The sequence below is a fragment of the Streptomyces canus genome, from assembly GCF_041435015.1.
Classification (GTDB): Bacteria; Actinomycetota; Actinomycetes; order Streptomycetales; family Streptomycetaceae; genus Streptomyces; species Streptomyces canus_G.
The window spans coordinates 9570181-9584547 of the sequence record NZ_CP107989.1; the positions used below are offsets into that span (position 1 = coordinate 9570181).

Sequence of the window (14367 nt, forward strand, 5' to 3'; positions counted from 1 at the left end):
TTGAGGGTGGGGCGTGTGATACGCCTGTGGAAAGGACGTCCCGAAACTTATTCGCTTGACCGTGCCCGGTGTTATGGACGGGAATTCAGAAATTCCTCGCTCTTTTGTGCGGTGGTGAGTGCCAGAATGAGATCCAGACGGGCGCCTGGATCGTGCAGGGCGTCACCGAAGACTTTCTCCAGCTGACGCAGCCGATAACGCACCGTCTGCGGATGGACATGGAGACGGGCGGCGACGTCGGGCACATTGCTGCCGCTCAGCAGCCACGCCAGCAGCGTCTCGGCGAGCCGCTCGCGCTGCCCCTCCGACACCGTGTCGAGCGGTGCGAGGGCCCGCCCCCGCAACTGGTCGAGCATCGGCTCGTCGCTGTGCAGCAGCAGGGTCGACAAGTGGTCCGCGCAGCGCACCACCCCCTGCCGGGGGAGGATCCCGCGCCCCATCAACCCCAGCGCCCGGGTGGCCCAGCGCAGCGACTGGGCGGCCTCCACGAGGGGCACCGTCGGTCCGATCGCGGCCGGCCGCCCGCGCAGCGCGAGGCTGAACGCCCGGCCCCCGAAGCGCCCGGAGCCGTCCGGGTCGGGGATCAGCATCCGCGGCGGCCGCGACTCCATGTCCACCAGCGCCCCCGCGGTGGCCAGCGGCCACTCCTCCTCCCGCTGGTCCGGCGTCGCCGCGAGCGCGACGACCGCGACCTGCCCGGGTACCGACCAGCGGGCACCGTGCGCCATGTCCTGCACCGCCGCCGGCGCGACCGGCCCCTCGCCGAGCAGCAGGTCCAGCAGGCGTCTGCGGCGCCGCTCCAGCTCGTCCGTGTTGTGTGCGCGGGCCTCGGAGTACCCGGCCGCCGCCGCCTCCGCGACCTCGTGCACGGTGCGGAAGGCGAGCTCGCCCAGCGCCGTGACCACGGCGGAGTCGAGGCCGAGTTGCTCGGCCGTACGGCCCATCAGGCGCCACGCGTGTAGCCCGCCGACCCGCAGCGCGGACTGCAACGCGTCCAGACTGCGGCCCTCCAGGGCCTCACCGCGGCCGAGTTCGTAGTAGGTCGCCGCGATCGCGTCGCCGCGGCCGCGCGGGTCGGCGATGTGGTCGACGAACAGGGTCAGCGCCTGCACCACGCCGGCTCTGAGGTTCTCGCGGTAGGTCCCGTCGGCCGGGCGCGCGTACTCGGGCACCTGCCGGCAGACCTCCTCCTCGACCTCGTCGGCGACCTCCTCCAGTTGGGCGCGCAGCAGTTCGGCCAGGCCGGGTGGGACCGCGGCGGCGCCGCGGCCCTCCGGGACGCCGTGCGGGGCGGGGGTGGCCAAGGGGGGCCCTCCTTTCACCCGGAAGCGGCTCACCCGCGGGCCGTTGCCCGTGGGGCGAGGGGTGAGTCCTGTGTTGGACGGACGACCCCTGCGTTGCGTTCCGTGTCCCGAAGGTACCGACATCACTGCGGCACCCCCAGACCTCGGGCGAGCATCGGCCACGACGCGGTGAACTCCTGCTTCCAGTACGCCCAGCTGTGCCCTCCTCCTGGGTAGAAGTGTGTGGTGACCGGGATGCGCTGCAGCGCGAGCGTGTCGGTGAAGCTGTGGGCGGAGGGCCACAGGGCGCTCTCCAGGGCCTCGGGCAGCCAGTCACCCGTGCCCCCCGCCAGCCCGCTGCCGCTGGAGACGTACAGGGCGGTGCCGCGCAGCCCCGCGGCCCGGTTGCGCGGGTTGAAGTCGAGCCAGGTGAGCAGGTTCAGGAACGGATTGCCCCACAGCGAGGTGGGCACCAGGTTCTCGCGGGCCACGATGGCGTCCATCAGGGTCGGGACACCGGGCGCCATGGTGTCGAGGATCCCGCTGTAGGAGGCCGCCGCGGTGAACATGCCCGGGTGCCGGGCCGCGTGCGCCATGGCGCCGTAGCCGCCGGTGGACACCCCCGCGACGACCCGCACTCCGGAGGCCCGGTAGTCGCGGGCGAGCAACGCCGGAACCTCCTTAAGCTGGAAGGTCTCGTAGTCGGGCCCGCCGCGCCAGGCGGTGGGAATGCCGGTGGGCCCCGCGTCGGGCATCGCCACGATCAGGTCCCGGCCCTCGGTGAAGGCCTCGATGTCCGTCTCCCGCGTCCAGGACGTGTAGTCGTCGTGAGCGCCGTGCAGCAGATACAGCACGGGGTAGGTGCGGGTGGGCTGCGAGCCGAAGCCCGACGGCAGGATCAGCCGCACCGGCGCACTGCGGCCCAGGGCGGCGGAGGACACGGACACGTCGACGGTGCGTGACCCCAGGGCGGCGGCGGTCCGGGCGCCGAACAGGACGGCCAGACCGGCACCGGCCGCGGCCTTGGTGACGGTACGTCGGGACACTCCGGTGGTGCGACGGTGCATGGCGGCTCTCCTCGGATCACGTTCAGCGGGTCCCTTCGGCGAGCTCGCGCCCCAGACGGGCGGCGATCTCGTCGACGTGCGGCGGGTCGAGCAGCGACAGGTGGTGTCCCGCGACCGGTACGACGGTCAGGCGCGGGCACACCTCGTCCCAGCCCAGCGTCCGGTCGTCGCGTTCGTAGGCGGGGTCACGCACGGTGTGCGGAGCGGGCTCCGTGGCCCGGTACAGGACCACCCGCCCGTCGTGACGGCCCGGCCGGTGGGCCTCGCCGATCCTCAGGTCCAGGTAGGAGGAGCGCTGGTGCTCCAGGGCGGCGGGCGGCACATCGGCGGACGCGCGCAGGATCTCCAGCACGGCGTCGATGCGTTGTCCGTCGTCGTCCATCGCGACGAGGTCGTCGTACGGCAACTCGAGCCGGACCCCGTAGGCGTCGCGGACGTGCCGGGCGAACCCCTCGAAGTGGGCGCGCAGCCGCTCGGCCGGTGTGCGGTCCGGCCGGGGGAGGGGGCGTACGGAGTCGATGAGGACCACGAGCTCCACGTCCCGCCCCGCCGCGGTCAGTTGCCGCGCGGTCTCCTGGGCGACGAAGCCGCCGAAGGACCAACCACCCAGCAGAACCGGCCCGTCGGGGTGGACGGCTGTGACGGCCTCGGCGTAGCGGCGCGCCTTCTCGGTCACCGTGGGGGCGTCCTCGAGGCGTTCGAGACCGTACACCGACAGCTCGGCGCCCAGCCGTTCGGCCAGTGCCCGGTAGACGTCGGTCGTACCGCCGGCGGCGTGCACGAGGAAGACCGGGGGACGGCCGGCGGTGACGTGCAGCGGGCGTACCGGCCCCGGCCGGACACGGTCGGCCAGCTCTTGGACGGTGGCGGCGCCGAAGAGGTCGCGCAGTGGCAGTTCGATCCCGAACTCGCGCTCGACGGCGGTGCGGACACGGACCGCCATCAGCGAGTCGAGCCCGAGGTCGGCCGGCGCGGTGGCGGGAGTGACCCGGCCTGCGGGGTGGCCGGTGACCGCGGCGATGTGGTGGCACAGTCGGGCGGCGACGGAGGTGTCCTCGGGCACCGCGGCCCGGACCTTCGCGGACGCCGCTCCCGGAGCGTCGGCGGGCACCTCGGTCCGCGCCTTCGTGGGTGCCGCCCCGCGCCCGTCCGTCCACCAGTGCCGCGTGTGCTTCCAGCGCGGCGTGGGCAGGTCCACGACCCGCCCCGGCGGCAGCGGCAGCCGTCCGCCGGCGCAGTACAAGGCCCCCACCTGCGTGAGGAAGTCGGCGCATCCGTCGGCCTCCCGTCGGAGCGTGCCGATCGTGAGGGCACCGGGCACGTTGTCCGTGATGGCCCGGGCCAGGACCGGGTGGGGCGAGATCTCGACGAAGGCGGTGTGACCGTCGGCGGCGGCCGCCGCGACGGCCCGGTCCAGCCGTACGGGTCGCCGCAGGTTCGCGGCCCAGTGCGCGGCGTCGAAGACACAGTCGCCGCGCGGGTCGTCCAGGACGGTGGAGTACACCGGCACGAGGGGCGCTCTGCCTCCGACGTCGGCCAAGGACTCGGTCAACTCCGCGAGCAGCGGCTCGACCTGGGGCGAGTGCCCGGCGCCGACGACCCGCATGGACCGCGCCGCTCGCCCTTCCCGCTCCAGCCACCGCACCAGCCGTGCCACCGCCGGTTCCTCACCGGTGACGACCTTCTGCCCGGGCGAGGAGTGAACGGCGACATGCACACCGGGGAAGTCCCGGGCCAGGGCGTCGAGTTCACCGTCGTCCAGGTCGACGACCGCCATGGCCCCGCCCTGCAGCCTGCTGAGCAGCCCGGCCCGTACGGCGACGATCCGGGCGCCCTCCGACACGTCCAGCGCACCCGCGCACACCGCGGCGGCCACCTCGCCCAGCGAGTGGCCGATGACGGCGGCGGGCTCGACGCCGTAGGAACGCCACAACTCGGCCAGCGCCACCTGGAGTCCGAACAGGACGGGCTGGGCCACCTCCAGCCGGTCGAGTTCGCTCCCGGACGCGAGACGGTCGTACAGGGACAGCCCGCACTCCGCGTCGAGCTTCTCCACGGCGGCGGCGAAGGCGGGCTCCTCCGTCAGCAACCGGCGTCCCATTCCTGCCCATTGGCTGCCGTAGCCGGAAAAGACCCATACCGGGCCCGGCCCCACGAGGTCACGTTCACCGGTCACGACCTGCCCGTGCGGGCGGCCCCGGGCCAACGCGTCCAGTCCGCCGGCGAGTTCGTCACGGTCGTGTGCGACCACTGCCGCCCGCACACCTCCGCGGCCGGTCCGTCCGGCCAGCGTGCGCGCCACGTCGGCGGGATGCGCGGCCGCCGTCCGCAGCCAGTCGGCGAGCCGGGACGCGGTGTCCCGCAGCCGCTCCTCGTCCACGTCGGACAGCAGATGGAGCCGGGCCCCGGGCTCCTCGCCCGGTCGCGCGGGCAGCACGCCGGGTCGCCATTCCTCCAGCACCGCATGGGCGTTGGTGCCGCCGAACCCAAATCCGGAGACCCCGGCCGTGGCGGTGCCGCCGTAGCGCGGCCACGGCTCGTCCTCGGACACCACCCGCAGTCGTACGTCGTCCAGGGCGCTGCCCTCGGAGCAGTGCAGGGAGGGCGGGATGACGTCGTGATGCAGGGCGAGCACGGTCTTCACCAGCCCGGCGATGCCCGCGGCGGACTCCAGGTGCCCCAGGTTCGACTTCACGGAGCCGAGGAGCAGCGGCTGGTCGGGGTCGCGGCCCGCACCGAGCACGGCGCCGAGCGCGCCCGCCTCGATCGGGTCGCCGAGCGGGGTGCCGGTGCCGTGCGCCTCGACGTAGTCGACGTGGGCGGGGGTGAGCCCGGCCCGGGCGTACGCGGTGGTCAGGAGGGCCTGTTGGGCGGCCGGGTTGGGGGCGAGGAGGCCGTTGGAGCGGCCGTCGGAATTGACGGCCGTGGCGCGGATGACGGCGAGCACCCGGTCGCCGTCCCGCTCGGCGTCGGACAGCCGCTTCAGGAGCACCGCCGCGCAGCCCTCACCGCGGCCGATGCCGTCGGCGTCCGGCGAGAACGGCTTGCACCGGCCGTCCGGCGCGAGGGCGCCCGCCCGCCGGAACGCCACGGTGACGGTGGGGGAGAGCAGCAGGTTGACGCCCGCGGCGATCGCGGTGTCGCTCTCGCCCGTGCGCAGGCTCACGCAGGCGTGGTGCACCGCGACGAGCGAGGAGGAGCAGGCGGTGTCCACGGCCATGCTCGGCCCACGGGTGTCCAGCACATACGCGAGCCGGCCCGCGGCCACGCTCAGCGCACCGCCCGCCGGCGCCCAGGGATCGACGGCCGCGGGGTCGGCGCCGGTCAGCGAGCCGTACTCGGGGGCGGAGACCCCGACGAAGACACCGGTGGCCGTGCCAGCGAGGGACGCGGCCGGGACGGCGGCATGGGCGAGGGTCTCGTGGACGACCTCCAGGAGGATTCGCTGCTGCGGGTCCATCACGGCGGCCTCGCGCGGGGTGATCCGGAAGAAGTCGGCGTCGAACCCGGCGATGTCGTCGAGGTAGCCGCCGTAGGGGAGCGCGTCCTCCGGCGGGAAGGGGGTGAAGTCGCGCCAACGGTCCTCCGGGACGCGTCTGATCGCGTCGACGCCGTCGGTCAGCAGTCGCCAGTAGTCGGCCGGGCCGTGCACGCCGCCGGGGAGGCGGCAGCCGAGCCCTATGACGGCGATGGGCTCCGAGGTGGGCGGAGCCACCGCGGCGGGCGCGGGCGGCGTGGTCTGCGATGGCGTACGCGACGGCGTACGGCACACGTGCGCCACCAGAGCCTCCCCGGTGGGCGCCTCCCACAGCAACGTCGCCGGCAGCTCCCGTCCCGTCAGCCGGGAGAGTTCCCCGGCCAGCACGACCGCGTCCCGCGAGGACATGCCGAGATCCGCCAGCGGCCGGTCCATCGCGACCTCCACGACGGTCGTTCCGGTCCACGCGGCGACCCGCTCCGCGATCAGGCGGCGTACCGCACCCGCATCCACGGCCCTCACTCGGCGCCGTCCGCCGCATAGGCGCCCGCCAGATACCGCTCACGGGTCAGCGCCCGCGACACCTTGCCGCTCGACGTCCGCGGCACCGTGCCCGGCGGGACGAGCAGGACGTCGGCGAGGCGCACCCCGTGCCGTCCGGACACGGCCGCGCGCACGGCCCGCACCAGCGCCGGTACGTCGATCTCGGCGAGGCTCGTGGTCCGCGTGTGCTCGGCCACCACGACCACCCGCTCACCGGAGCCGCCCGCGACCCCGAACGCGGCGAGCCGGTCGCGCCGGACAGCCGGATGGGTGTCCTGGACCGTGGCCTCCAGGTCCTGCGGATAGTGATTGCGTCCGTCGACGACGATCAGGTCCTTCAGCCGACCGGTGACGATCAACTGCCCCTCCAGGACCGTCCCCAGGTCACCGGTGCGCAGCCGGCCGTCGGTTCCGAAGACCCGCCGGGTCTGCTCTTCCTGGTTCCAGTAGCCGCGGCCCACGTTGGGACCCCGCACCTGGATCTCACCGACCTCGCCCTCGGACAGACGGTCGCCGGAGACGGGATCGACGATACGGACCTGCTGCCCCACCGGAGTGCCGCAGCCCGCCAGCAGCACGGCCCGGGGATCGTCGGGGCGCGCGGGCAGCGCCTTCCCCTCGGCGAGCGCGTCCCGGTCGAGGGCGAAGCGCCGCACCGGTTCCCCGGGCCGGGCGGCGCTGACGAAGACGGTCGCCTCGGCGAGCCCGTACGAGGGACAGTGCGTCTCCGCGACGAGCCCCCGGCCGGCGAAGGCCGCCTGGAACCTGTCGGCCGTGCCGGGGCGGACCGGCTCACTGCCGTTGATCAGCGCGACGACCCCGTCCAGCCGCAGATCCGCCTTCTGCGCGTCGGTCACCGCCGAGGCGCAGTAGTCGTAGGCGAAGTTGGGCGCCGCGCTCAGCGCGCGTGGATGTGCGGCCAACAGCCTCAGCCAGCGCGCGGGTTCGTGCAGGAAGGCGACCGGATCCATGAGCACCGACAGCAGCCCCCGTACGACCGGGGCGGCGATGCTCAGGACGAGCCCCATGTCGTGGTACAGCGGCAGCCAGCCCACGCACGTCACCGGATGGGCATCGGCGCCGTAGGCGCTCAGCGCCTGACGGGCGTTCGCGACGACATTGGCGTGACTGATCTCGACACCTGCCGGGGTACGGGTCGAGCCGGAGGTGTACTGGAGGTAGGCGACCTCCGCGTCGGCCGGATTCAGGTCTGTCGCGGCGGCATCCGGGACCTGGTCCACGGCGACGACCCGGTCGCACAACTCCCGCACCTCACCCAGGTGCCGGCTCGTCGTCACGACGACCGAAGGACGCGCGTCGGCCAGGACGGCCGTCAGCCGGTCCCCCTGGCCCGGCAGACCGGGCGGATACAGCGGTACGGCGATGAGGCCGGCGGCGAGCGTCGCCAGGAACCCGGTGACGTACTCCAGCCCTTGGGGGCACAGCAGCGCGACCCGCGCCCCGGGCTCGGCCTCGTCGGCGAGCCGGGCGGCCACCGCGCGCACGCGCACGTCGAGCCGGCGCCAGGTCAGCGTGCGGTGGACGCCCCGCGAATCCGGGGCGGGATGGTCGACGAAGGTGAACGCCCTGCGGTCGGGAGTGGTTCGGGCCCAGTGCTGTACGTACTCCGGCAGGCTCCGGAACGCGGGGGCGAGCGGGGGACGGCGGTTGTCCATCGGGCAGGTCTCCTCGCGAGGCGGGTCAGAGCGGGATGTTGCCGTGCCGGCGCTCCGGCATCGGGGAGCGCTTGCCGCGCAGCGCGCGCAGGGCACGGCAGATGTGGTCACGGGTGTCGCGCGGGGCGATCACGGCGTCGACGTACCCACGCTCGGCGGCGAGATAGGGCGTGCCGTGCGTGCTCTCGTACGCGTCCACGAGCCGGGCCCGCAGCGCCTCGGGGTCCTCGGCGGCGGCGAGTTCACGCCGGTGCAGGACGCCCACCGCGCCCTCGGCGCCCATCACCGCGATCCGTGCGGTGGGCCAGGCGAGGTTGATGTCGGCGCCCAGGTGCTTGGAGCCCATCACCGCGTACCCGCCGCCGTACGCCTTGCGCACCACCACCGTCACCTTCGGCACGGTCGCCTCGGCGTAGGCGTACAGCAGCTTGGCGCCGCGCCGGATGATCCCGGCCTGCTCCTGCCGGACCCCGGAGAGGTAGCCCGGCACGTCGGCGAAGGTCAGCAGCGGAATGCCGAACGCGTCACAGAACCGTACGAAACGCGCCGCCTTCTCGGAGGCGTCGATGTCCAGCACACCGGCCGCGTGCGACGGCTGGTTGGCGACGACGCCGACGGGCGCCCCCTCGACGAGCGCGAGCGCACAGATGATGTTCGGCGCGAACAGCTCCTGGACCTCCAGGAGTTCACCGTCGTCGACGACCGCCCGCAGGATGTCCCGCATGTCGTACGCCTGCCCGAGCCGGTCCGGCACGATCTCGTCGAGCGCCACGTCGGCGGGCGGTGGCAGGGGAGCGTACTGCGGCGGCCGCTCCAGGTTGTTGGCGGGCAGGTACGACAGCAGCTCCCGTACGGTGTCCAGGGCCTCCGCCTCGTCGGCGGCGAGGAAGTGGGCATTGCCGTTGAGGGAGTTGCTGGTGCGGGCACCGCCCAGCTCCTCGGCGCTGGTGCGTTCCCCGGTGACCGCCTCGATGACGTCGGGACCGGTGACAAACATGTGCGAGGCGCCGTCCACCATCACGGTGAAGTCGGTGATGGCGGGGGAATAGGCGGCCCCGCCGGCACACGGGCCCAGGACGACGGAGATCTGCGGGATCACCCCGGACGCCTGGACGTTGCGGCGCACCAGCTCGGCGTAGAGGGCGAGCGAGACGACGCCCTCCTGGATGCGGGCGCCGCCACCGTCGTTGAGCCCGATGACCGGGCATCCCGTCCGAAGGGCGAGGTCCATGAGGGCCACGGTCTTCTCGCCGAAGGCCTCGCCCATGCTGCCGCCGAAGACCGTGGAGTCCTGGGCGAACACGCAGACGGGACGGCCGTCGATCGTGCCGCACCCGGTGATCACCCCGTCCCCGTAGGGACGGCGGGCACCGCCCCCGGTGGGCCGGGACCGTACGAACAGACCGGTCTCGGTGAACGAGCCGGGGTCCAGCAGCAGGTCGATCCGCTCCCGGGCACTGAACTTGCCCCGTCGTCTCGGCCCGCCCCCCGCCACGGCCTGCGCCCGCCGGGCCTCGAGCGCGAGGACGCGGTCGGCGGTGCGGTCCGGCAGACGTGTCGTCGTCACCTCTAGTGTCACAGCCACCTCCGAAGTGGCCTTCGAATATGGCAGCGCCCCCGCGGCGGGCCGAGCCCAACGCCGTTCTGTTTGCGCGAGGTGAGTCCCGAGGGGCCGGCCTTAGTCCGTGAGTGACAAGGGCCGTTGCCGGACGCCGAGCGCCCCCTGTGCACTGCATTTGAGACAACCTGGCCGGAGGGAAGGTGCAGACCTATTCCGGAGGTCGGCCTTTTCGCAGGCTGTGGGATGGCGCGCACGCGTATCGAAGCACGTGAATGAGTCAGTTCCCCGATTCGGTTCGACCGGACGGTTGATAGTTCAACGGGGGCGCTGCAACAATCCCGGTCCTGGCCTCGTCGCCATCCCCGACTCCCCGGCCGACCGCCCTGGCAGGCTTGTCTTCAAGCGCGAATTCGCCTCACGTGAATTCAGGATTCACGAACCCCCCACACGTCAGCACGAGCTTGACTCCGGCGTGCCTTTGATGCAATGACCGGCGCGGCAGTAAAGAAGGTGCATGTGTCACGGCACTCCACGGGGCTCGGCGGGCCGCCGCCCCCCTACGAAACGGGACCCGAACCGGCGGACCGGCAATCGGTGTCCCGCGAGCCCGCGTATCAGTCGCTGCGCCGCAGCCACCGCCTTTTCGGTGTCCGGGCCACGGCCGTCGCCGTCGGCGGCTTCCTGCTGTACGTCCTGCTGTCCAGCTTCGTGCCCAGCCTGATGAACACCTCCGTCAGCGGCCATCTCACGGTCGGACTGGCGCTGGGTCTTGGGCAGTTCGTGCTGATGGGCGTGATCGTGTGGCGCTACCTCGTGCACATGCGCACCCGGGTCACCCCGGTGGTCCGCGGCCTGCGCGGGCTGGTCCGCCACCACGAGGCCGCGGACCGCGAACGCGCCGCCTTCGAGGCACGCACGGCCCCCCGCGGCGAGGAGTACCGCCCATGGTGATGTTCGGCGCCGCCGTCGTGGACCGCCTCAGCCTGCAGCTGACGCTTGTGCTCTTCCTGTCCGTGGTCGTGGTGACCCTGTTCACCGCGTTGCTCACCGCCCCCCAACGCGACGAGATCGGCGAGTTCTACCTCGGCAACCGCGCCATGTCCCCGCTGCGCAACGGACTGGCGATGTGCGGCGACTACCTGTCCGCCGCGACCCTCCTGGGCAGCACCGGCCTGGTTGCCCTGACCGGCTACGACGGACTCCTCTACCTGTGCGGCACCGCGGTCGCCTGGATGATGGTCCTGCTGCTGATCGCCGAACCCCTGCGCAACACCGGCAAGTTCACCCTCGGTGACACCCTGGCCGTACGGCTGACGCGTATGCAGCGGCCGGTCCGCCTCGCCCTGGCCCTGTGCACGCTGGCCGTCACCACCCTCTACCTGGTCGCTCAACTCGTCGGCAGCGTCGCCCTGTTGACCCAGTTCACCGGCGAACCCAGCGCCGCCACCCGCACCCTGTGCGTGATCGTCATCGGCACCGTCGTCATCGTCTACGCCGCCATCGGGGGCATGCCCGGCGCCACCTTCATCCAGGTCGTCAAGGCGGTCATGCTCATCTGCGGCGTCACCGTGGCCGGTCTGATGGTGCTCCACCGCTTCGACTGGAACGTCGAGAACCTGCTCGCCGCCGCCGCGGACAACAGCGGGCAGGGCACGCGGTTCCTGGAGCCCGGACTGCGGTACGGCGCCAGCGCCACCAGCAAACTCGACTTCTTCAGCCTGCAGTTGGCCATCGTGCTGGGCCTCGCCGCTCTCCCGCACGTGATGATGCGCCTGCTCGCCCCGAAGTCGGTCGACGTCCTGCGTACCTCGGTGGTGTGGGCCATGGGCCTGGTCAGCCTCGTCTGCCTGGCGGCCGGCATCCTCGGCCTCGGCGCCACCGCGGTCCTGGGCAGCGACACCATCGCGGAGAACGACCGCACGGGGAACGCGGCCGTGCTGCTGCTGGCGCACGAACTGGGCGGCGCCATCCTGACCGCCCTGCTGTCCTGTCTCGCCTTCGTCACCCTCCTCGCGGTCGCCGCCGGTCTCACCCTGGCCGCCGCCTCCTCGCTCGCCCACGACCTCTACGGCGAGGTGATCCGCAAGGGCAGGGCGACGGAGACGGAAGAGCTGGCCGTGGCCCGGCTCGCGGCGGCCGTCATCGGCGTCCTCGGCATGTCGCTCGCGCTGATCTCCTGGGGCGCCAACTCCGCGACCCTCGCCTTCCTCGCTTTCGCGATCGCCGCCTCCGCCATCCTTCCGACCCTCGTCTACAGCCTCTTCTGGCGACGGTTCACCGCTCAGGGCGCCCTCCTCAGCCTCTGCGGGGGGCTGCTCACCTCGATCGTCCTCGTCGTCTTCTCCCCGGTCGTCTCCTCCGCCCCCGCCTCGCTCTATCCGGACGCCGATTTCGCCTGGTTTCCCTTGCAGAATCCCGGAATCGTCTCCATCCCGGCCGGCTTTCTCCTCGGCTGGCTGGGCTCGACACTCAGTCCACCGGAAACGAAGGAGACCTACGAGGACTTCGAAGTGCGCACCCTCGTCGGGGTCGACTAGCCGATTTCGCCCCACCTCCCGGGAATCGTGTGACGAATGCGTGGATATTTCGTCGACGGCAGATCATGGCTTGCGACAACAACTCCCGTGCAGTAATTAGGTGATGTATGAACTTGTTCAACCGTGGCACCCCGTTCCGTCGCGCGGACCGCACGGAACCCGCCGCCGTCACCCAGCCCCCCACCGGGTCGTCGGCCACTGCCACAGCCGTCCTTCCTGATCCTGGACTGGCGGCCCTGACCGGGGAATGGGCCATCGACCCCGCACACAGCAGGATCGGCTTCTCCGTACGCCACGCCATGGTGACGACCGTGCGCGGGGCGTTCCTGGAGTACCAGAGCCGTCTCTACTTCGACGGCCGCGACCCGTCCCGCTCGAAGGCGGAGATCATCATCTCCACCGGGAGTGTCGACACCGGCGTGGAGCAGCGCGACGGCCACCTCGTGGGCCGCGACTTCCTGGACGCCGCGAGCTATCCGCGCATGCGGTTCGTCAGCACCGCCGTGGAAGCGGTCGGCCCCGACGTGTACCGGATGAGCGGCGACCTCACCATCAAGGCGACCACCCGCCCCGTGGTCCTGGAACTCACCTACATAGGCCATGTCACCGACCCGTTCGGCTACCAACGGGCCGGCTTCGACGGCACCACCACCATCAACCGCTCCGAATGGGGCCTGACCTACAGCACCAGGCTCGCCGAGGGCGGCGCCATGGTCAGCGAGAAAGTACGCCTTCAGTTCGACATCGCCGCGATCCGCACGCCTCCGGCCGGCTGACCGGGCCCTACCGCGAAGAGTGGGCCACGAACTCGTTGGAGTTCGTGGCCCGCTCCGGTGTTCCAGGGGCCGTCAGCGCCCGCGCACCAGCCCCGCCAGATAGCGCCACAGCGACGAACGCGGCCGTACGGCGGTCTCGTCGGCCGGAGCCGAGCCGACCGGCACGGGGAGGGCCGGGGGAGTGGGCACCGGCAGGGCTGCCGCGTCCGAGAGGGTGTAACGCACCGGGAGTGACCGCAGCCCCCGCATGAACGGCGAGGAACGCCAGGGCAGTTGATCGACGGGCAGTGACAACTCCAGCCCGGACAGCCGGTCGAAGAGCCTGCTCACCCCGATCGCCGCCGCGCCACCGGCCAGTTCCCGGGCCGGACACTGCCGTGGACCCGCGCCCCAGGACAGATGGGCCCGTGTGCTGATGGTCGACTCGGGGCAGACCTTGCCCGCGAAGGCCGGATCCGCGTGCGCTGCGCCGACCGACACCCACACCGGATCACCCGCCGCGATGGTGTATTCGCCGAGCCGCATGTCGGTCAGCGGGAACCGGGGCACGAAGTTGATCAGCGGGGGCTTCTGCATCACCACCCGGTTCATGGTCTCCCTGATCAGCCCCGCAGACAGACTGGCGCTCGAGGGGAGGTTCCCGGTGATGACCTCGACGACCGTGTTGGAGATCAGGATGCCGACATGGTCCGAGGTCATCCCGAGCAGCATCATCAGCTCGCGCGACAACTCCTCGACGCTCAGCCCGGGATGCGAGGCGAGCAGGTAGGAGGGGAAGTCGTCGCCGGGTTCCTTCATCTTCGACGCGCCCAACTCCGACAGGGTCGCCAGCAGGCGCTCCAGCGCGGGGCCCGCGTCCGGCCCCGCGTCCAGCACCCGCCACATGTCCATCAGCGCGTCGTCGTGCTGCGAGCCGGGGAAGCCGAGCAGGTGACTCGCCACCATCAACGGCAACGGCCGCGCGAACTGGGCCGACAGATCGGCCCACCCCGTGCGCCCGCCCTGCGAGAACAGCGTGATCAGCTCGTCGGCGTCTCGGGTGATCTTCGCCTTGAGCCGCTTGGCCACCGGATGCCGGGGATCCTGGAACGGCCGGAGCGCGGTGTCCCAGGCGACACGGAGGCCCCGGTAGCCCTCACCGCCCTGGATCAGCACATGGTTGACGTCCAGCGACGGCGCGAGCGGCCAGTCCTCGGGCAGCCGCCCTTCCCGCCGCGCCCGCCAGTTCTCCAGACCCTTCGGCCAGGCGTGGTCGTCACGGAGAACCTGGAACGCCTCCTCGTAGCCCAGCACGAGCCAGACGGGCACCCCCAGCAGGTCGACCGGCGCGACCGGGCCGTGCACCCGGCGCAGACGCTCGTACACGATCGCCGGATCCCGCTCGTAGTCGCGGGTCATGAGCGGTTCGAGACTCATCGACTCCAGCGACCCGTGACCGGCTGCCGA

General features: G+C 72.2%; 9 protein-coding genes. 3 read left to right on the forward strand and 6 right to left on the reverse strand.

What is annotated here, in order from left to right:
* Positions 1-71: 71 nt before the first annotated feature.
* The 5 genes from OG841_RS43635 to OG841_RS43655 form a co-directional block, all read right to left on the reverse strand.
* A complete protein-coding gene (locus OG841_RS43635) occupies positions 72-1304 on the reverse strand; it encodes a PucR family transcriptional regulator (protein ID WP_371569904.1) in 1233 nt (410 codons plus the stop codon).
* 122 nt (positions 1305-1426) lie between these two features.
* The gene (locus OG841_RS43640) at positions 1427-2350 is read right to left on the reverse strand and encodes an alpha/beta hydrolase (RefSeq protein WP_371569906.1); all 924 of its coding nucleotides are present in this window, start codon (positions 2348-2350) and stop codon (positions 1427-1429) included.
* Positions 2351-2372: 22 nt separating this feature from the next.
* Entirely contained in the window at positions 2373-6350 is a 3978-nt protein-coding gene (locus OG841_RS43645; RefSeq protein ID WP_371569908.1) for a beta-ketoacyl synthase N-terminal-like domain-containing protein, read from the reverse strand.
* Positions 6347-8047, reverse strand: a complete 1701-nt coding sequence (locus OG841_RS43650; RefSeq protein WP_328636295.1) for a fatty acyl-AMP ligase — start codon at positions 8045-8047, stop codon at positions 6347-6349. The genes OG841_RS43645 and OG841_RS43650 overlap by 4 nt, the downstream gene beginning before the upstream one ends.
* A 25-nt stretch (positions 8048-8072) precedes the next feature.
* Positions 8073-9614 (reverse strand): acyl-CoA carboxylase subunit beta, encoded by a 1542-nt coding sequence (locus OG841_RS43655; protein WP_328636294.1) that lies wholly within the window; start codon positions 9612-9614, stop codon positions 8073-8075.
* Positions 9615-10124: 510 nt separating this feature from the next.
* Here OG841_RS43655 and OG841_RS43660 point away from each other — a divergent pair.
* The 3 genes from OG841_RS43660 (at position 10125) to OG841_RS43670 (ending at position 12921) form a co-directional block, all read left to right on the forward strand.
* The gene (locus OG841_RS43660; RefSeq protein ID WP_365120924.1) at positions 10125-10559 is read left to right on the forward strand and encodes a DUF485 domain-containing protein; all 435 of its coding nucleotides are present in this window, start codon (positions 10125-10127) and stop codon (positions 10557-10559) included.
* Positions 10553-12145: a solute symporter family protein gene (locus tag OG841_RS43665; RefSeq protein ID WP_328636292.1), complete on the forward strand. Its 1593-nt coding sequence runs from the start codon at positions 10553-10555 to the stop codon at positions 12143-12145. Before OG841_RS43660 ends, OG841_RS43665 begins: the two co-directional genes overlap by 7 nt.
* Positions 12146-12252: 107 nt before the next feature.
* A complete protein-coding gene (locus OG841_RS43670; RefSeq protein ID WP_328636291.1) occupies positions 12253-12921 on the forward strand; it encodes a YceI family protein in 669 nt (222 codons plus the stop codon).
* Between the two features lie 72 nt (positions 12922-12993).
* On the opposite strand, the gene OG841_RS43675 is transcribed toward OG841_RS43670, so the two are convergent.
* Complete coding sequence (locus OG841_RS43675) at positions 12994-14337, reverse strand: cytochrome (protein ID WP_371569912.1); 1344 nt, start codon at positions 14335-14337, stop codon at positions 12994-12996.
* Between the last annotated feature and the right edge of the window lie 30 nt (positions 14338-14367).

Excerpts from the sequence above, each read along its gene's own strand:
- OG841_RS43640 (WP_371569906.1), bottom strand. The coding sequence starts at position 2,350 with ATGCACCGTCGCACCACCGGAGTGTCCCGACGTACCGTCACCAAGGCC.
- OG841_RS43650 (WP_328636295.1), bottom strand. The coding sequence starts at position 8,047 with ATGGACAACCGCCGTCCCCCGCTCGCCCCCGCGTTCCGGAGCCTGCCG.
- OG841_RS43665 (WP_328636292.1), top strand. The coding sequence starts at position 10,553 with ATGGTGATGTTCGGCGCCGCCGTCGTGGACCGCCTCAGCCTGCAGCTG.
- OG841_RS43670 (WP_328636291.1), top strand. The coding sequence starts at position 12,253 with ATGAACTTGTTCAACCGTGGCACCCCGTTCCGTCGCGCGGACCGCACG.
- OG841_RS43675 (WP_371569912.1), bottom strand. The coding sequence starts at position 14,337 with ATGAGTCTCGAACCGCTCATGACCCGCGACTACGAGCGGGATCCGGCG.